Genomic DNA, 18582 nt, shown 5'->3' with positions numbered 1-18582 from the left:
ATGCAGTCTGCCCACAAGGATTTCATTCTTGCGCCGAGGGCCAGTGGCCGTGTTTCCTGGTGGGAAACCTGTCTGCTGAGCCTCCTCGCCCTAGGTTTCGGCTACTGGCTATCGCCGGACGACCCCCTGCTCGTGGTGGCGTCGTTCCCCTGGATGATTCTCGTACCGATCCTGCTCGGCGTTCGTTACGGATTCCTGCAGGGGCTGTTCAGCGCCGCATTGCTGATTGCTGCGCTGTTCGTGTTTCGGCTGTCGGGGTGGGCGCTCTATCTGGACATCCCGGCGTCCTTCATCGTCGGCATGTTGCTCTGCAGCATGCTGGTCGGAGAGTTCCGCGACATCTGGGAGCGCCGCCTCGAGCGGCTCAGTCTGGCCAACGAGTATCGCCAGCTGCGGCTCGATGAATTCACCCGCTCCCACCATATTCTGCGCATCTCGCATGATCGCCTGGAGCAACGTGTAGCGGGCAACGATCAGAGTTTGCGCAGCTCACTGCTCAGCTTGCGCGAACAGCTGCGTGCCTTGCCGGGTGATCGCGACGCCCTGAAGACCCTGGCCGATACGGTCATCTCCCTGCTTGCCCAATACGGCTCATTGCGAGTGGCAGGGCTCTATCGGGTCACGGACAACGCTCAAGTCGACCCTCGGCCTTTGGCCACACTGGGGGAAATGGGCGAACTGAACGGCAACGATGTGCTGTTGCGCCAGTGCCTGCAGCGCGGTGAGTTGGTCAGTGTGCGCTCCGAGGTGCTGGATCGTGGCGAAGGCGTCCGGCATTCCGCGTTGCAGGTCTGTGTACCGCTGATCGATACCGAAGACCGCATTCTGGCCGTGCTGGCGATTCAGCAGATGCCGTTCTTCATGTTCCATGAACGCAGTTTCAGCCTGCTGGCGATTCTCGCCGGGCACATTGCCGATCTGTTGATGAGCGATGCGCAGGCTCTGCAATTGCCAGATGCCGATGCCCAGCACTACTCGCAACTGCTCAAGCGCTCGCTGTCCGATGCGCGCGACCACGACCTGCCGGCCAGCCTGTATGCGTTCGAACTCTCCGAGGAAAATGGAGAAGAGGTTCAGCGCCTGCTGGAAGGCAGCCAGCGCGGTCTTGATGTCCAGCTCAAGGTCGTCAACGGGCGCGGCAGTCGCCTGGTGCTGGTGCTGCTGCCGCTGACCTCGGGTGAGGGCGCGCAGGGATACCTGGTGCGTATCCGGCAGCTTTTCGCAGAACGTTTTGGCCAGGGCCGAGATCTTGATTCGCTGGGGGTGCAGATGCACCAGTTCCTGTTCGAGGGCGGTGATGAGCGGGATGCCTTGAGACACTTCCTCTTCAACGAGTGCGCATTGAATGATCAGCAAGTGGCTGTTTAGCGGCGCTGCGCTGCTCGAGGTCGGGAGCTGGGCCAGTGCGGTCAGCGATCTCCCGATTCATCAGGCCGCGTTGCTCTATGCCTCCGCGCATGGCCTGGGCAGTGCGATGCTGGCTGCCGGGATCTGGCTGCTGCTGCCGCGCCGCTATCGCTACCCCTTGCCTTGGAGCCTGCTGTTCATTTTCAGCATCTCGTTCTTCATCCCCCTGATCGGCATGATCGGCGTGGCGCTGGCGTTGTTTCCCGCCCTCTACTTGCCGCGCAAGCGCAAGGTGCAGTCTTGGGAGGCGACCGCCGTTCCCGAGCTGCCTTTCCGACCGCGTGAGCGCAAGCAGGAGTTGATGTTCAGCGATGGTGGCCTTCAGGACGTGTTGCGTCATGCGCGTGACCCCGATCAGCGCCTGACGGCGATCTTCGCCACACGACGCATGCGCAGCAAGGAGGCCATCCCGATTCTCAAGCTGGCGCTGCGCGATCCATCTGACGACGTGCGTTTGCTGGCCTACTCGATGCTCGATCAGCGTGAAAGCCGAATCAACCAGCGTATCGAGCGCGCTCTGGCAGATATGGAGAGCGCCAGCACGGACCGCCAGTTCGCCCTGCATGGGCAACTGGCGCGTTGGTACTGGGAGCTTGCCTATGTCGGCCTGGCCCAGGGCAGTGTTCTGGAGCACGTGCTGCAGCAGGCCTGGAGCCATGTGATGGCGGCGCTGCAGGGCAACTCGGGTGGTGAGCTGCACTTGTTGGCCGGGCGTATCGCCATGGAGCAGGGCAATCTCGACGAGGCGTTGGCGCAGTTCGACCAGTCGGCACAGGCCGGGATGGATGCGGTGCAGTTGGCGCCGTATCGGGCCGAGATCGCGTTTTTGCGTCAACGCTATGAGGAAATTCCAGACATGTTGGCGACGATGCCGGCCGAGCTGTTGCAACGTCCCCCCTTCGCGGCTTTGGCAAGATACTGGTTATGAGTGAGAAATCCGCTGTTCCTGACGTACAGAGCGTCGATGTCTGTCTGTTGCTAGAGGGGACCTGGCCCTATGTGCGTGGGGGCGTGTCTAGCTGGATCAACCAGCTGATCCTGGGGCTGCCTGAGCTGACTTTCTCGGTGCTGTTCATCGGCGGTCAGAAGGAGGCCTACGGCAAGCGCCATTACGCTATCCCGGACAACGTGGTGCACATTCAGGAGCATTTCCTCGAAGACTCCTGGAGTTCGATTCCCACCACCAGTACCCGTGCGAGCGCTGAGCTGGCCGAGCTGATGCTGGATGTGCACCGTTTCCTGCACAACCCGGAGGAACCCAGCACTGAGCAGGGCGATGCATTCGTCGATACCCTGGCTGCCGGACGCATCGGCCGTGAGGCCTTCCTGCAAAGTCGTGCCAGCTGGGACGCCATCGTCGATGGTTATACCCAGCATTGCGCCGATCCGTCGTTCGTCAATTACTTCTGGACGCTGCGCTCCATGCAGGCGCCGCTGTTCATGCTTGCGGAGGTGTCCAAAACGCTACCGCGCGCGCGCATGCTGCATTCCATCTCTACCGGATATGCGGGCATGTTGGGCAGCGTATTGCAGCGCCGTTGGGGTTGTTACTACCTGCTCAGCGAGCACGGTATCTATACCAAGGAACGCAAGATCGATCTGGCGCAGGCGGGCTGGATCGCCGAAAGCCCCGACGAGCGCCTGAGCACCGGCCTCGATGCGGAGGTCAGCTACATCCGTAGATTGTGGATCCGCTTCTTCGAGCGTATTGGGCTGATCACCTACCGATCTGCGCACTCCATCATCGCGCTGTACGAGGGCAACAGGCGGCGTCAGGTTCTCGATGGCGCTCCTGAGGAGCGTACTAGGGTCATTCCCAATGGCATCGATCTGGCCAGTTGGGATCAGGCGCTGCTCAGCCGGCCAGAAGGCGTGCCGCCGGTGGCCGGCCTGGTTGGGCGGGTGGTACCGATCAAGGACGTCAAAACCTTCATCCGCGCCATCCGTGGTGTGGTCAGCGTCATACCCGAAGCCGAGGGCTGGATCGTCGGGCCGGAAGAAGAAGATCCGGATTACGCGGCCGAGTGCCACAGCCTGGTGGCCAGCCTGGGGCTGCAGGACAAGGTGCGTTTTCTCGGCTTCCGCCAGGTGCGCGAAGTCGTACCGCAACTGGGCGTGATGGTGCTGACGTCGATCAGTGAGGCGCAGCCGCTGGTGGTACTTGAGGCCTGGGCGGCCGGCACGCCAGTGGTGACCAGTGACGTCGGCTCGTGTCGCGAGCTGGTCGAAGGCTCCACGCAGGAGGATCGCCAGCTCGGTACGGCGGGGGAGGTGGTAGCAATTGCCGACCCGCAGGCCACCTCGCGCGCCATTCTCTCGCTGTTGCGCAACCCGGAGCGCTGGAAGGCTGCGCAGGCTGTCGGCCTTGAGCGTGTGCGGCGTTACTACACCGAAGAACTGATGCTCGCGCGCTATCGCGAGTTGTATCGCGAAGGCACGGAGAGCGCGTAATGGCGGGTATAGGCTTTGAACTGAGGAAGATCCTGTCCAAGGACTCCTATACATCGACGATGCGCGCCTACCTGTATGCCGGCCTGATCAGTTCCGGCCCTTGGGTGTTGTCGATCATCAGCGTGATGCTCATCGGTGTACTGAGCCTGGGGGCGGTGCTGCCGGAAACGCTGATCGGCCAGTTCCTGGTCACCGTGACCTACCTGATGGCCACGTCGCTGATTCTCACCGGCGGGCTGCAGCTGTTCTTCACCCGCTTCGTCTCCGACCGGTTGTTCGAGAAACGCCTGGACCTGATCCTGCCCAACCTGGTGGGCATACTGCTGCTGGTAACGATCGTCTCGGGGCTGCTGGCAATCTGCGTGTTGGGCTTGCTGTTCGATCAGTCGTTTTCCTATCGCCTGCTGGTGATGGCCAACTTCGTGGTGCTGTGCAACCTGTGGCTGGTGATCATCTTCCTGTCGGGGATGAAGGCCTACAACCGCATTCTCGGCGTGATGTTCCTCGGCTACTCGCTGATGGTCGCCTCGGCCTATCTGCTGCGCTTTCTCAATATCGACGGCCTGCTGCTGGGCCTGCTGATCGGTCACTCCAGCCTGCTGTTCATCTTCCTCTTCGACATCCTTCGCGAGTACCCGGCCGAGCGCCTGGTCGCGTTCGATTTCCTCAAGCGCCGTCAGGTATTCGGCAGCCTGCTGCTGACAGGGCTGTGCTACAACCTGGGTATCTGGATCGACAAGTTCATCTTCTGGTTCAACCCCTCGACTTCCGAAGCCGTGATCGGCCCATTGCGCGCATCGATCCTCTATGACCTGCCGATCTTCCTCGCCTATCTGTCGATCATCCCCGGCATGGCGGTGTTTCTGGTACGTATCGAAACCGACTTCGCCGAGTGGTACGAGCGGGTCTATGACGCGATCCGCGGCGGGGAAACCCTGCAGCACATCGGCTGGCTCAAGGAGCAGATGATCCTGGCGATTCGCCAGGGTCTGATGGAAATCTGCAAGGTCCAGGGGCTGACCCTGGTTCTGCTGTTTCTGCTGGCGCCGCAGTTGTTGTCCTGGCTCGGCATCTCGCACTACTACCTGCCGCTGTTCTATATCGACGTGATCGGCGTGAGCATTCAGGTGGTATTCATGGCCTTGCTCAACGTGTTCTTCTATCTGGACAAGCGCGCCATCGTCCTCGAACTCTGCGTTCTCTTCGTCCTGGCAAACGGTGCGCTGACCCTGTTCAGCCAGATGCTTGGCCCGACATTCTTCGGCTATGGCTTCACCCTGTCGCTGCTGCTGTGCGTGCTCCTGGGGTTGTATCGTCTCAACGAGGCGCTGGACGATCTCGAGTTCGAAACCTTCATGCTCAGCCGCTGATGGCGGCTGGGCAAGACCTTCACGTGAGCCGGGGATCCCCGGCTCACCATCGCGCAGTGCGTATTGCTGCTTCTGGTGGTCAGCGAGTCATGCACGTCCTCTGGTGACGGGCGCTGTAGTCGATTGACTGGGTGATCCCTATCCATACCTGATCTGCCGATCGAACAGGTTCGAGCGCTGAGTCAGCGCCTTGCTGGTCGGCCCCCTCGTCTGCTGCACCTGCCGCTCTTCTGCGTGATGAACGCGCTCACCTGTAACGGCCCGCCGCGGATTCCCGAAAAAGATTTTCAACTTAAGCCCGGCTTCTACGTTCGTATGGGAGGACAAAAGGATAAGTTGTCACTTATCATACGTCCTACAACTGCGCAGGCGGTTGTGGATCCCGGCACCGCAGCCGGGTCTCATTCAATGTCCCGGTGGCGCCTTGTTCGCCATCCACTGACAGGAGAACGCCATGCTGAGTCTGACTGGCCACAATTACATCGGCGGTGAGCGCCGCGCCGCCGGCACCGCCCTCCACAAGAGCCTCGACGCCAGCAGCGGTGAAGCGCTGCCGTACACCTTCATCCAGGCCACGCCGGAAGAAGTCGACGCTGCCGCCCAGGCTGCCGCTGCCGCTTATCCGATCTATCGCAACCTGTCGGCCGTGCGCCGCGCCGAGTTTCTCGAAGCCATCGCCGACGAGATCGATGCCCTCGGTGACGACTTCGTTGCCCTGGTCTGCCGCGAAACCGCACTGCCGGCTGCCCGCATCCAGGGTGAGCGTGGTCGTACAAGTGGCCAGATGCGCCTGTTCGCCAAGGTGCTGCGCCGTGGCGACTTCTACGGTGCGCGCATCGACCGCGCCCTGCCGGATCGCCAGCCGCTGCCGCGTCCGGATATCCGTCAGTACCAGATCGGTGTCGGCCCGGTTGCCGTGTTCGGTGCCAGCAACTTCCCGCTGGCCTTCTCCACCGCCGGTGGTGACACCGCGTCGGCCCTGGCCGCCGGCTGCCCGGTGGTGTTCAAGGCGCACAGCGGCCATATGGCTACTGCCGAGTGCGTAGCCGATGCGGTTATCCGCGCGGCCGAGAAAACCGGCATGCCCAAGGGCGTGTTCAACATGATCTTTGGTGGCGGTGTCGGCGAGCTTCTGGTCAAGCACCCGGCCATCCAGGCCGTCGGCTTCACCGGTTCGCTGAAAGGCGGTCGTGCCCTGTGCGACATGGCTGCTGCCCGTCCGCAGCCGATCCCGGTGTTCGCCGAGATGTCCAGCGTCAACCCGGTGATCGTCCTGCCGGGCGCCCTGAAGGCGCGTGGCGCCACCGTGGCGAAGGAGCTGGCTGCTTCCGTGGTGCTGGGTTGCGGCCAGTTCTGCACCAACCCGGGCCTGGTCATCGGCATTCGCAGCGCCGAGTTCAGCGACTTCGTCGCCGGCCTGGCCGACGCCATCGGCGCGCAACCGGCACAGACCATGCTCAACGCCGGCACCCTGCGCAGCTACGCCAACGGTGTGGCGCAGTTGAGCGGCCATGCCAAGGTCAGCCGCCTGGCAGGCAACGAGCAGGCCGGCAACCAGGCGCAACCGCAGTTGTTCAAGGCCGACGTGAGCATGCTGCTCGAAGGCGACCACCTGTTGCAGGAAGAAGTCTTCGGCCCGACCACCATCGTCGTCGAAGTCGCCGACAGCACCGAGCTGACCCGTGCCCTGCAGAGCATGCACGGCCAGCTGACCGCGACCCTGATCGCCGAGCGTGAAGACCTCGCCACCTTCCGCGACTTGCTGCCGCTGCTGGAAGTCAAAGCCGGCCGCATACTGCTCAACGGTTACCCGACCGGTGTGGAAGTCTGCGACTCCATGGTCCATGGCGGCCCGTACCCGGCGACTTCCGACGCTCGCGGTACTTCGGTCGGCACCCTGGCGATCCACCGCTTCCTGCGTCCGGTCTGCTACCAGAACTACCCGGACGAGGTACTGCCGGAGGCGCTGCAGAACGCTAACCCGCTGGGTATCCAGCGTCTGGTCGACGGCGTGCACAGTCGTGACGCGCTGAGCTGATCGGCACGCTGCAACGAAAAATGCCGCACCCGTTAGGGTGCGGCATTTTTCATTCAGGCGGCTGCGTCCTTATTTGGCAGCGGCCTGGGTTTTCTCCACCGCCTGGATGATCACCTTGGCCACATCGCTCGGGCGAGACTGCTGCGGCACGTGGCTGGCGGCGACCTCGGTGGTCTGCGCGCCGATCTTCTTGGCGAAGTCGCGCTGCATTTCCGGCACGATCATGCGGTCGTCGCTGGCGACGAGGTACCAGGACGGCTTCTGCTTCCAGGCCGCGACGCTGGTGCGGTCATCGAACGCCGCCGCGCGGATCGGGCCCTGCGTGGCGGTCATGATCGCCGTCTGCTTGGCAGGCAGATCCTGCGCGAAGTCGGCGGCCATGCCCTGTGGCGTCAGGTAGAGGAAGCCGTTCTTGTCGGCCGCGATCTGGCTCGAGCCCGGCGCGGTGGGATAGCCGCCGTACAGCTCGCCGGTGGATTGGCCCGCATTCGGCGCGAAAGCCGCGACATAGACCAGGCTGCGCACCTTGTCGTCGCTACCGGCCTGGCTGATCACCGTGCCGCCCCAGGAGTGGCCGACCAGTACCACGTCGCCATCCTGATTGTTCAGCACGCGCTGGGTGGCCGCGACGTCGTCGGCCAGCGAGGTCAGCGGGTTCTGCACCACGGTAACCTTGATGCCCTTATCCTGCAGCAGCGGCACGACCTTGGCCCAGTCGGAACCGTCGGCGAAGGCGCCGTGAACGATAACTACCGAAGGCTTGGCGTCGGCGGCCTGGACATTGAATGCGAAGAAGGGGCTGGCGATGGCGAGGGCGAGGATCAGCGGCTTGGTATTGAACATGATTGAATCTCCTGTGCTTGGGGGAGTTCAGTGTCGATAATGCGCCGGTGTCCCGGTATCGGTCGTTTATCCGAGGCCTGCAAATAAAGGAGAGCTGCAAGGTGAATGACGCCGTCGCGCTGGAAGACGTCATGCTGGCACTGGCCATGGTCGGCGATCTGAGCATGGGCCAGCCCATCGATCAGTCGCGGCGTACCGCGCGCCTGGCGCAATGGCTGGTACAGGCCGGTGGCGGTGATCAGGCGCAAATCGATGCAGCTCGGCAGGTGGCGCTGTTGCGCTGGTCCGGCTGTACCGCCAACGCCGACGGCTTCATGCGTCTGCTCGGTGACGACGTCGGCGGCCGCCGCGCCATGCTGGCGCAAACCCTGGATGCCGCCGGCCAACGTGCCATGCTGCGTACCACGCCGCTGGCCCAAGTGCATTGCGAGATTGCCGGCGATATCGCCCGCACCCTGGCGCTGGGCGTGGAAGTCGAGCGAGGTCTGCGCCATATCTTCGAGTGCTTCGACGGTAGCGGCCGCCCGCTGGGCCTACGCCACCCCGATGTCCCGCCGGTGGTGTATCAGGTCGTGTTGGCGGGCGATCTGGAAATTCTATCGCGGGCCCACGGCCTGGACGCGGCGCTGGAGTGGATCGGCGCGCAGGGTGATCGTCGTTATCCCGCTGCTCTCGTCGACCTGCTCAGCCGCCATGCAGCGGATTGGCTGCAAGCGCTGCGCATACCCGAGGGCGCGCAGCCTGTCGGCGGGTCGGAGGTTTCCCTGACCCTGGTGGGTGACGTGATCGACCTCAAACTGCCCTGGCTGGCCGGCTATTCACGCCAGGCCGCGAGCCTGGTGCGCGACGCTGCTCGTCTCTGGGGCTTGCCCGAAGCGCGTATCGAACTGCTGGCCAAGGCCGCGTTGATCCATGGCCTGGGCCGGGCGGCCGTGCCCAATCGAATCTGGAGCACGCCCGGCCCGCTGCTCGATGGTGATCTCGAAGCGGTGCGCCTGGTGCCCTACTGGACGCACCGCGCCTGCAGCCAGATCGGCGGCCTGAACGAAGCCGGACAACTGGCTGCGCATGCCTACGAACGACTGGATGGCAGCGGCTATTTCCGCTCATTGAGTGGCGACGCCCTACAGGCCGAACACCGTCTGCTGAGCGCCGCGCTGGCCTGGCTGGCGCTGCGTGGCGAACGCCCCTGGCGCGCTGCCTTCAGCGATGAGCAGGCCGCCCACGTATTGCTGGATGAAGCCGAGCAGGGGCGCTTCGACCCACGCGCCTGCCAGGCGGTGATCAGCGCCGCGCATGGCGAGCAGGCTCCACTGGTCAGCAAACCCGGCAACGGCCTGCTCAGCGAACGCGAGACGCAGATTCTGCAGCGCATCAGCAGCGGAGCCAGCAACAAGGAAGTGGCGCGCGACCTGGGCATCAGCCCGAGCACGGTGCGCACCCACGTCGAGAGCGTGTTCCGCAAGCTGCAGTGTTCGACGCGCGCGGCGGCAACCTTGAAGGCGCTGACCTTGGGGGTGATCTGAGGCGAGGCCGGTGGATCAATCACCTCCACCGCCGCCATCGCCGCCTCCACTGTAGTCGAAGCCCCCGTCACTGAAACCTGAGCCGGAGTCCTGTCCGGTCAGGCCGCTGCGCTTCCTTTTGCCCGGAGGTTGTCTGGGCCTTGAGCGTCGCCACGAATAGATGAAGATCACCACGAATCCGGCGGCGATCAGTAGCAGAATATCCATGCGTATTCCCCCCATTGCCTGGCGCTCATCCTAGGCGGTAATAACACTCGAGGTAAGGCTGAGGGAAGCGCAGAAACGCAGAAGCCCGCACATTGACGGGCTTCTAAAATGGCGCACTCGGCGGGATTCGAACCCACGACCCCTGCCTTCGGAGGGCAGTACTCTATCCAGCTGAGCTACGAGTGCGTTGCGGGGCGCAATCATACGCATCTCGGCGGTTAGCGTCCATTCTGCATGAGTGTGCATTATTCAGAACGGACTTTACACTTTCTGGCTGCCAGAACCTGTATTTCAGAAGTTTCTGCCATTATTTTAAGGTTTTTGCCCGGCCACCTATTGCCCTTTACCCTTGCCGATCCTAGGATTCGTTTGAGATTTCAAACGGCGTGTTCGGTCATTCTGAACCCTCGCACGTTCAACGGCTCTGAATCCATTACCAGGCCCCGCACGGCTCAATTTCGGCCTGCGGGCTCTGCCCGTGACTCCAACGACTTACGCCGACGCCCGGGTGTCGGAACTGAAGGAGACTGCCATGCAACTGAAAGACCCCCAGCTGCTGCGCCAACAGGCTTATATCGATGGCCAGTGGTTGGACGCCGACAGCGGTCAGACCATTGCCGTGAACAACCCGGCGACTGGCGAGATCATCGGCCACGTTCCGAAGATGGGCCGAGCTGAAACCCGCCGCGCCATCGAGGCTGCCGAGAAGGCGCTGCCGGCCTGGCGTGCGCTGACCGCCAAGGAGCGCGCGAACAAGCTGCGCCGCTGGTTCGAGCTGCTGATGGAAAATCAGGACGACCTGGGTCGCCTGATGACCCTGGAGCAGGGCAAGCCGCTGGCCGAAGCCAAGGGCGAGATTGCCTACGCCGCCTCCTTCATCGAGTGGTTCGCCGAAGAAGCCAAGCGCGTCTACGGTGACGTGATCCCTGGCCACCAGCCGGACAAGCGCCTGATCGTGATCAAGCAGCCGATCGGCGTCACTGCGGCCATCACCCCGTGGAACTTCCCGGCGGCGATGATCACCCGCAAGGCCGGCCCGGCGCTGGCGTCTGGCTGCACCATGGTGATCAAGCCGGCTTCGCAGACCCCGTTCTCCGCCCTGGCCCTGGTCGAGCTGGCCGAGCGTGCCGGTATTCCTAAAGGTGTGCTGAGCGTGGTCACCGGCAGCGCTGGCGAAGTGGGTGGCGAGCTGACCAGCAACCCCATCGTGCGCAAGCTGAGTTTCACCGGCTCCACCGAGATCGGTCGCCAACTGATGGCCGAATGCGCGCAGGACATCAAGAAGGTATCGCTGGAGCTGGGCGGCAACGCGCCGTTCATCGTCTTCGACGACGCCGACCTGGATGCCGCTGTCGAAGGTGCGCTGATCTCCAAGTACCGCAACAACGGCCAGACCTGCGTCTGCGCCAACCGTATCTACGTGCAGGATGGTGTCTACGATGCCTTTGCCGAGAAATTGATCGCTGCCGTGGGCAAGCTGAAGATCGGTAACGGTCTGGAAGACGGTACCACCACCGGTCCGCTGATCGACGAGAAGGCCGTGGCCAAGGTCCAGGAGCACATCGCCGACGCGGTGAACAAGGGCGCCAAGCTGGCCCTGGGCGGCAAGCCGCATGCCCTGGGTGGCACCTTCTTCGAACCGACCATTCTGGTGGACGTGCCGAAAACCGCTGCCGTGGCCAAGGAAGAGACCTTCGGCCCGCTGGCGCCGCTGTTCCGCTTCAAGGACGAGGCCGAGGTGATCGCCATGGCCAACGATACCGAGTTCGGCCTGGCCTCCTACTTCTATGCCCGTGACCTGGGCCGCGTGTTCCGCGTGGCCGAGGCGCTGGAGTACGGCATGGTGGGCATCAACACCGGCCTGATCTCCAACGAAGTCGCGCCGTTTGGCGGCGTGAAGGCTTCCGGCCTGGGCCGCGAAGGCTCCAAGTACGGGATCGAGGATTATCTCGAGATCAAGTACATGTGCCTGGGCGGCATCTGATGCCAAGACGGGGCAAGGTGCGAAAGAGCGTGCGGCGCCCCGGTTGTAAGTCGTAACCCTATTGAGTCCCTCGCGGGCTCGGTTCAGTCGATCATCGCATGCTGAACCGACCTCCCGCCGGGGACGACCATGAGGACACCATGAGCAAGACCAACGAATCCCTGCTGCAACGCCGTGCCGCTGCCGTACCGCGCGGTGTAGGCCAGATCCACCCGATCGTCGCCGAGCGCGCCGAGAACGCCACCGTGTGGGACGTCGAAGGCCGCGAGTACATCGACTTCGCCGGCGGTATCGCCGTGCTGAACACCGGCCACCTGCATCCGAAGGTGATCGCTGCCGTTCAGGAGCAACTGACCAAGCTGACCCACACCTGCTTCCAGGTGCTGGCCTACGAGCCCTACATCGAGCTCTGCGAGGAGATCGCCAAGCGCGTGCCGGGCAACTTCGCCAAGAAGACCCTGCTGGTGACCTCCGGCTCTGAAGCCGTGGAAAACGCCGTGAAGATCGCCCGCGCTGCCACCGGCCGCGCCGGCGTGATCGCCTTCACCGGCGCCTACCACGGCCGCACCATGATGACCCTGTCGCTGACCGGCAAGGTCGTACCGTACTCCGCCGGTATGGGTCTGATGCCGGCTGGTGTTTACCGCGCCCAGGCGCCGTGCCCGCTGCACGGTGTGAGCGAGGACGAGTCCATCGCCAGCATCGAGCGCATCTTCAAGAACGACGCGCAGCCGCAGGACATCGCCGCCATCATCATCGAGCCGGTGCAGGGCGAGGGTGGTTTCTACGTCAACTCGCCGGCCTTCATGCAGCGCCTGCGCGCCCTGTGCGACCAGCACGGCATCCTCCTGATCGCTGACGAAGTGCAGACCGGTGCCGGCCGCACCGGTACCTTCTTCGCCACCGAGCAACTGGGCGTGGTGCCGGACCTGACCACCTTCGCCAAGTCCGTCGGCGGTGGCTTCCCGATCTCCGGCGTGTGCGGCAAGGCCGAGATCATGGACACCATCGCCCCCGGTGGCTTGGGTGGCACCTATGCCGGCAGCCCGATCGCCTGCGCCGCGGCCCTGGCCGTGCTCAAGGTGTTCGATGAAGAGAAGCTGCTGGAGCGTTCCAACGCCGTGGGCGAGAAGCTCAAGGCCGGCCTGAAGACCATCGCCGAGAAGCACAAGGTGATCGGTGACGTGCGTGGCCTGGGTTCTATGGTCGCCATCGAGCTGTTCGAAGGCGGCGACCACAGCAAGCCGGCTGCCGAGCTGGTCGGCAAGATCGTCGCCCGTGCGCGCGAGAAGGGCTTGATCCTGCTGTCGTGCGGCACCTACTACAACGTCATCCGCTTCCTGATGCCCGTCACCATCCCTGACGCGCAACTGGAAAAAGGCATCGCCATCGTCGCTGAGTGCTTCGACGAGCTGGCCTGAGCCGGACGCTGAGCACGCCTTTGCGTGCTGATGAAAAGACCCGCCCTGTGCGGGTCTTTTTTTGTCTGATACCCGATAATTGGTTGACGAGGTAAAATGATCGTTTTACCTTGGCTTTATGAATGTAAACGCCAAACTCATTTCCGTGGCCGAAGGGCTGTTCGACCGCCAGGGCTTCAATGCAACCGGCATGGACCGCCTGGCTCAGGCCGCCGGGATGTCCAGCCGTACGCTGTACAAGCACGCGGGCAGCAAGAACGAACTGATTGCCGCCGTGTTGATGACACGCGGGCAGCGCTTCCTGCAGCGACTGGAGTTGGACAGCGTCGAGGCGCTGTTCGATGCACTTGCATGCTGGATGAGCGAGGAGGGTACGCGCGGTTGCCTGTTCCTGCGTGCCCAGGGCGAGATTGGCAGCGCGGTGACGGAAGTCACCGATGCCCTGACGGCCTACAAGGCACGTTTCAGCGAGACGGTCAGGCGGATTCTCGTTCGGCAGTTGGGCGCCGATCCTGACGAGGAACTGATCGAACAGGTGGTCATTCTCTTCGAGGGTGCGACGGCGGCTGCCAGCTACCGCGGCCTTGCGGCGGTGGCCACGGCGGGCCGGGCCGCGACATTACTTGTCGAGCGAGCGCGGGCGTGAGCCGCGCATTGCATCTAGGTGCCACGGGCTTCGGCCTGATCGCGGTGTGCTACGGTTTCGCCCGCTTCGCTTTCGGCCTGTTCCTGCCGCAGATCGAAGCTGACCTCGTATTGCCGGATGCTGTCGGTGGCCTGATCGCCGGCGGCTCCTTTCTTGGCTACTGTCTGGCCATTGTCGTCGCCGCGCAACTGACTGAGCGCATCGGTGCTCGGGCGGTCGCGGTGTGCGCTGCGCTGGTTGCCGCCCTGGGCATGCTGGGTATCGCCCTGGCGCCTTCAGCTGCGTGGCTCGCTGCTGCAGTATTGTTGGCGGGGATGAGCACGGGGCTGGCGTCCCCGCCCATGGCTGCAGCAGTGGCGGCGGTAATAGAGCCGCGGCGGCAGGACACCAGCAACACCCTGATCAATGCCGGTACCAGTGGCGGAGTGATTCTCTCCGGCCCTGTCGCGCTGTTGCTAGGCGCTGAATGGCGCCTGGCCTACGCCGTGTTCGCCTGCTCGGCACTGGCCCTGGCGTTGTTTGCGAGCTTCTGCGTGCCGAGTGCCACGGGTTCGCGAGTGCGGGCTGACAAGGCCGGGCCGCTGTTCAGCGTGACGCTGAAGCGCCTCGTCGTCGCTTCGTTGCTGATGGGAGCGGCAAGCACGGCGTTGTGGTCGTTCGGTAGTCAGATCGTCGCCCAGCGCCTGGGGTGGGGTAGCGCTGGTTCCGGGTTGCTCTGGGTGGTGATTGGTGCTGCCGGCATCGCCGGCGCGGGTGCCGGCAGCCTGATCGCTCGGCTGGGTGTGGACTGGGCGAATCGTCTGTGTCTTGGCGCTCTGGCGGCAGCCATAGCCCTGGTCGGCATGGGCAGCATGCCGGCATTGGCGCTGCTGGGCGGCGCGTTGTTCGGAGCGGCCTACATTACCCTGAGTGGCATCTATCTGGTCTGGGGTGTAGCGGCGCTTCCCGAGCGGCCCGCGACCGGGCTCACCGTCGCCTTTCTCGGCATCGCCATCGGTCAGACGCTGGGGGCGCCGATTTTCGGTCTGCTGATGAGCTGGCTGAGCATGGACCACGCTGTGGGTCTGTTCGCGTTGCTGGCATTGGCTGCCGGAGTGATGCGCTCGAACGTCGGTGACACGATGCGTTCGAGCCCCGTCGGTTGCCCAGAAAAAGGCCCGTACTAGACGGGCCAAAGGGTGACAAGCAACAACAGGATTCGGGGTGGCGGGAACCTGCCAGGCACTTCCCAGTCAAGTGCTTACTTGGCTTCGAAGATCACGTAGACCTTGCGGCAGGCTTCGAGTACTTCCCAGGTGCCGGAAAAACCGGCAGGTATCACGAAACGGTCGCCAGCGCGTACGGTTTTGGTATTGCCGTCGGCGTCACGCAGCACGGACACGCCCTGGAGAATCTCGCAGTACTCGTGCTCGGTGTAGCTCACCGTCCACTGACCCACGGCGCCTTCCCAGATGCCGGTGCTGAACTGGCCGCACGGGCTGCTGTAGTGGTTGCGCACGCTTTGCTCCGGGTCGCCCTTGAGCACTTTTTCCGGCGCTGGGCGATAGTGTTCGGCGGCCGTGCCGGCCTGGGCGAAGTCGACGATCTGTTCGATGTTCATCTGGCTGTTCCGTGGTTTCGGTGGCGGCAACCGCGCGACCAGCAAGGCCTTCGCGGAAAAGTCGTGGCAGCAGTCTATGTTTAAAAAAACGAACATGACAAGGGCTTTTGCCAGCCTGTGTCAAAAATATTGAAAAGCCACAGCCCTCTGGTTTAGTGTGTCGGACAGGATTTGGCCAGCGATCTGGCCTTGCAGAATTATTGACAGTGCGCGCCCTCGCGGGCGCCGCTTCCACCCATTGAGAGGATGCCGGAATGACTAGCCTGACTCGTGCCGACTGGGAACAGCGTGCCAAGACCCTGACCATCGAAACCCGTGCGTTCGTACACGGTGAGTACCGCGCCGCCGAGTCTGGTGCTACCTTCGAATGCATCAGCCCGGTCGACGGCCGTCTGCTCGGCATGGTGGCCAGCTGTGACCAGGCTGACGCTGACGTGGCGGTCAAGGATGCCCGCGCCACCTTCGAATCCGGTGTGTGGTCGCGCATGGCCCCGGCCAAGCGCAAGAAGGTGATGATCCGCTTCGCCGAGCTGATCGAAGAGCATGGCCAGGAGCTGGCGCTGTTGGAAACTCTGGACATGGGCAAACCGATCAGCGACTCGCTGAGTATTGACGTCGGCAGCGCCGCCAACGCCATCCGCTGGAGCGGCGAGGCCATCGACAAGATCTACGACGAAGTCGCCGCCACCGCCCATGACGAGCTGGGCCTGGTCACCCGCGAGCCGGTCGGTGTGGTCGCCGCCATCGTGCCGTGGAACTTCCCGCTGCTGATGACCTGCTGGAAGCTTGGCCCGGCGCTGTCCACTGGTAACTCGATCATCCTCAAACCGTCCGAGAAGTCGCCGCTGACCGGTATCCGCATCGCCCAGCTGGCCATCGAGGCCGGCATTCCGGCGGGCGTGTTCAACGTGCTGCCAGGCTTTGGCCACACCGTCGGCAAGGCCCTTGCTCTGCACATGGACGTCGACACCCTGGTGTTCACCGGTTCGACCAAGATCGCCAAGCAGCTGATGATCTACGCCGGTGAATCGAACATGAAGCGCGTCTGGCTGGAAGCAGGCGGCAAGAGCCCGAACATCGTCTTCGCTGACGCGCCGGACCTGCAGGCCGCTGCCGAAGCGGCTGCCAGCGCCATCGCCTTCAACCAGGGCGAAGTCTGCACCGCCGGTTCGCGCCTGCTGGTGGAGAACGCCATCAAGGACACCTTCGTGCCCATGGTGGTCGAGGCGATCAAGGCCTGGAAGCCGGGCAACCCGCTGGACCCGGCGACCAACGTCGGCGCGCTGGTCGACACCACGCAGATGAACAATGTGCTGAGCTACATCCAGGCCGGCCATGACGACGGCGCCAAGCTGGTGGCCGGCGGCAAGCGGGTGATGGAAGAGACCGGCGGTACCTACGTCGAGCCGACCATTTTCGACGGCGTGAACAACGCCATGCGCATCGCCAAGGAAGAGATCTTCGGCCCGGTGCTGTCGGTGATCGGTTTCGACGATCAGGACGAAGCCATTGCCATCGCCAACGACACCGTCTACGGCCTGGCCGCGGCAGTATGGACCAGCAACCTGTCGCGTGCCCACTTGGTGGGCAAGGCGCTGCGTGCCGGCAGTGTGTGGATCAACCAGTACGATGGAGGCGACATGACCGCGCCGTTCGGCGGCTTCAAGCAGTCCGGCAACGGCCGCGACAAGTCGCTGCACGCGTTCGACAAGTACACCGAGCTGAAGTCCACCTGGATCAAACTGTAACGATAGCGGGGCGATCTCCCGCTCGTCGGCCAGGTAATCGGTTCCCCTCTCCCATTTATGGCAGAGGGGCTGGGGAGAGGGCCGAGAACGCAGAGAAACTGCCGGCTACCTCGCTCCTGAAACCTACGGCCGGGTTCCCGAGGAACCCGGCCGTTGTCTTTGCAGCCACTCGTTAACCAAGGAATTCGGCAATGCGTTGGGGCACCTACTTCGCCGTCTGTGCGGCGGTTATCAGTATCGGTCTGGCGCTCGGCGTGACCATGCCGCTGGTGTCGCTGCGCCTGGAAAGCTGGGGCTACGACTCCTTCGCCATCGGCGTGATGGCGGCGACTCCGGCCGTCGGCGTGCTGCTCGGTGCGTTGCTGGCCGGGCGTCTGGCGGCGCGCTTGGGCACCACCGTGCTGATGCAGCTGTGTCTGCTGCTGGGTGCGATATCGGTGGCGGGGCTGGCGCTGGTGCAGAACTACGCAGTCTGGGTGGGTCTGCGCCTGTTCATTGGCGTGGCCCTGACCGTGGTGTTCATCCTCGGCGAAAGCTGGATCAACCAGCTGGCGGTGGAGAAGTGGCGTGGTCGCCTGGTGGCGCTGTATGGCACCGGTTATGCCCTCAGTCAGCTCAGTGGCCCGTTGCTGCTGACGGCGCTCGGTACCGCCACCGATGCCGGTTTCTGGACGGGCGTGTGCCTGCTGATCGGCGGCTCACTGGTTCTGCTCGGGCGCACCGGCGCACCCAAGGTGGATGCGCACAGCGCTTCTGGGCGTGGTCTGCTGGTGTTCTGTCGCAAGCTGCCAGCGATTGCCTGGGCGGTGATGTTGTTCGCTGCCTTCGAAGCGATGATGCTGACCCTGCTACCGATCTACGGTCTGCGCCAGGGCTTCACCCAGGAGGTGGCGCTGTTCATGGTCAGCGTGGTGGTGGTTGGCGATGCGGTGCTGCAGCTGCCCATCGGTTGGCTGGCTGACCGCATGTCGCGGCAGTTGCTGTTCCGTGGTTGTGGCATCGTGCTGCTGGTGTCCAGCCTGGCGATTCCGCCGCTGTTGCATACGCCGGTGATCTGGCCGGTGCTGGTGGCCTTCGGTGCCAGTGCCGGCGGCCTGTTCACTCTGTCACTGATCATGATCGGTGAGCGATACCGCGACGACGAACTGGTGCGCGCCAATGCCCATGTCGCCCAGCTGTGGGGCCTGGGCTGCCTGATCGGGCCACTCACTACAGGCGCCGTCAGCCAGTGGCTGAGCGGCCATGCGCTGCCGCTGATGATGGCCACTGGCGCCTTCGTGTTCATCATCCTGGCGAGCAAGCGCGGGGCCTTCAGCGAGATGGAAGCGGCGCGTTCCTGAA

At 63.6% G+C, this 18582-nt stretch carries 16 protein-coding genes and 1 tRNA gene; 13 read left to right on the top strand and 4 right to left on the bottom strand.

Annotated features, from left to right (window positions below):
* The 5 genes from BM186_RS11185 (at position 1) to BM186_RS11165 (ending at position 7266) form a co-directional block, all read left to right on the top strand.
* Complete coding sequence (locus BM186_RS11185; protein WP_093048012.1) at positions 1–1368, top strand: PelD GGDEF domain-containing protein; 1368 nt, start codon at positions 1–3, stop codon at positions 1366–1368.
* Positions 1346–2335: a HEAT repeat domain-containing protein gene (locus BM186_RS11180; protein ID WP_072423605.1), complete on the top strand. Its 990-nt coding sequence runs from the start codon at positions 1346–1348 to the stop codon at positions 2333–2335. Before BM186_RS11185 ends, BM186_RS11180 begins: the two co-directional genes overlap by 23 nt.
* Entirely contained in the window at positions 2332–3858 is a 1527-nt protein-coding gene (pelF, locus tag BM186_RS11175) for a GT4 family glycosyltransferase PelF (RefSeq protein ID WP_074915321.1), read from the top strand. The genes BM186_RS11180 and pelF overlap by 4 nt, the downstream gene beginning before the upstream one ends.
* Positions 3858–5228 carry an exopolysaccharide Pel transporter PelG gene (gene pelG / locus BM186_RS11170; protein WP_072423603.1) on the top strand — a complete coding sequence of 457 codons (1371 nt, stop codon included), beginning with the start codon at positions 3858–3860 and terminating at the stop codon, positions 5226–5228. Before pelF ends, pelG begins: the two co-directional genes overlap by 1 nt.
* Before the next feature lie 454 nt (positions 5229–5682).
* Positions 5683–7266 (top strand): aldehyde dehydrogenase (NADP(+)), encoded by a 1584-nt coding sequence (locus tag BM186_RS11165; RefSeq protein ID WP_074915319.1) that lies wholly within the window; start codon positions 5683–5685, stop codon positions 7264–7266.
* A 69-nt stretch (positions 7267–7335) separates the two neighbouring features.
* Here BM186_RS11165 and BM186_RS11160 read toward each other — a convergent pair whose 3' ends face one another.
* Positions 7336–8109, bottom strand: a complete 774-nt coding sequence (locus BM186_RS11160) for an alpha/beta fold hydrolase (protein WP_074915318.1) — start codon at positions 8107–8109, stop codon at positions 7336–7338.
* A gap of 101 nt (positions 8110–8210) precedes the next feature.
* Here BM186_RS11160 and BM186_RS11155 point away from each other — a divergent pair, with 101 nt between their 5' ends.
* Positions 8211–9635, top strand: a complete 1425-nt coding sequence (locus BM186_RS11155) for an HD domain-containing phosphohydrolase (protein ID WP_074915316.1) — start codon at positions 8211–8213, stop codon at positions 9633–9635.
* Positions 9636–9650: 15 nt separating this feature from the next.
* Here BM186_RS11155 and BM186_RS26285 read toward each other — a convergent pair whose 3' ends face one another.
* Complete coding sequence (locus tag BM186_RS26285) at positions 9651–9842, bottom strand: hypothetical protein (RefSeq protein ID WP_139183718.1); 192 nt, start codon at positions 9840–9842, stop codon at positions 9651–9653.
* A 109-nt stretch (positions 9843–9951) separates the two neighbouring features.
* Positions 9952–10028 (bottom strand) — tRNA-Arg (locus BM186_RS11150).
* Positions 10029–10374: 346 nt separating this feature from the next.
* Between BM186_RS11150 and gabD the strand changes: the two genes are divergently transcribed.
* The 4 genes from gabD to BM186_RS11130 all read left to right on the top strand — a co-directional run bounded on the left by gabD (position 10375) and on the right by BM186_RS11130 (position 15059).
* On the top strand, positions 10375–11826 hold the full coding sequence (gabD, locus tag BM186_RS11145) for an NADP-dependent succinate-semialdehyde dehydrogenase (protein WP_074915314.1): 1452 nt from the start codon (positions 10375–10377) through the stop codon (positions 11824–11826).
* Between the two features lie 140 nt (positions 11827–11966).
* Positions 11967–13247, top strand: coding sequence for a 4-aminobutyrate--2-oxoglutarate transaminase (gene gabT, locus BM186_RS11140; RefSeq protein ID WP_074915313.1), 1281 nt, complete (start codon positions 11967–11969; stop codon positions 13245–13247).
* Between the two features lie 118 nt (positions 13248–13365).
* Positions 13366–13893 (top strand): TetR/AcrR family transcriptional regulator, encoded by a 528-nt coding sequence (locus tag BM186_RS11135; protein WP_074915311.1) that lies wholly within the window; start codon positions 13366–13368, stop codon positions 13891–13893.
* On the top strand, positions 13890–15059 hold the full coding sequence (locus BM186_RS11130; protein WP_074915309.1) for an MFS transporter: 1170 nt from the start codon (positions 13890–13892) through the stop codon (positions 15057–15059). The genes BM186_RS11135 and BM186_RS11130 overlap by 4 nt, the downstream gene beginning before the upstream one ends.
* 74 nt (positions 15060–15133) lie before the next feature.
* On the opposite strand, the gene BM186_RS11125 is transcribed toward BM186_RS11130, so the two are convergent.
* Positions 15134–15493: a cupin domain-containing protein gene (locus BM186_RS11125; protein WP_074915308.1), complete on the bottom strand. Its 360-nt coding sequence runs from the start codon at positions 15491–15493 to the stop codon at positions 15134–15136.
* Here BM186_RS11125 and BM186_RS26635 point away from each other — a divergent pair.
* The 3 genes from BM186_RS26635 to BM186_RS11115 all read left to right on the top strand — a co-directional run bounded on the left by BM186_RS26635 (position 15486) and on the right by BM186_RS11115 (position 18581).
* Entirely contained in the window at positions 15486–15626 is a 141-nt protein-coding gene (locus tag BM186_RS26635) for a hypothetical protein (protein WP_158234273.1), read from the top strand. The two genes, BM186_RS11125 and BM186_RS26635, sit on opposite strands and share 8 nt — an antisense overlap.
* A 121-nt stretch (positions 15627–15747) precedes the next feature.
* Positions 15748–17241 (top strand): aldehyde dehydrogenase, encoded by a 1494-nt coding sequence (locus BM186_RS11120; protein ID WP_045733712.1) that lies wholly within the window; start codon positions 15748–15750, stop codon positions 17239–17241.
* A 191-nt stretch (positions 17242–17432) separates the two neighbouring features.
* Positions 17433–18581, top strand: coding sequence for an MFS transporter (locus BM186_RS11115; protein ID WP_017678271.1), 1149 nt, complete (start codon positions 17433–17435; stop codon positions 18579–18581).
* Position 18582 lies beyond the last annotated feature (1 nt).

The organism is Ectopseudomonas toyotomiensis (assembly GCF_900115695.1).
GTDB classification, from domain to species: Bacteria; Pseudomonadota; Gammaproteobacteria; order Pseudomonadales; family Pseudomonadaceae; genus Aquipseudomonas; species Aquipseudomonas toyotomiensis.
This window is presented reverse-complemented; position numbering and strand designations above follow the sequence as displayed.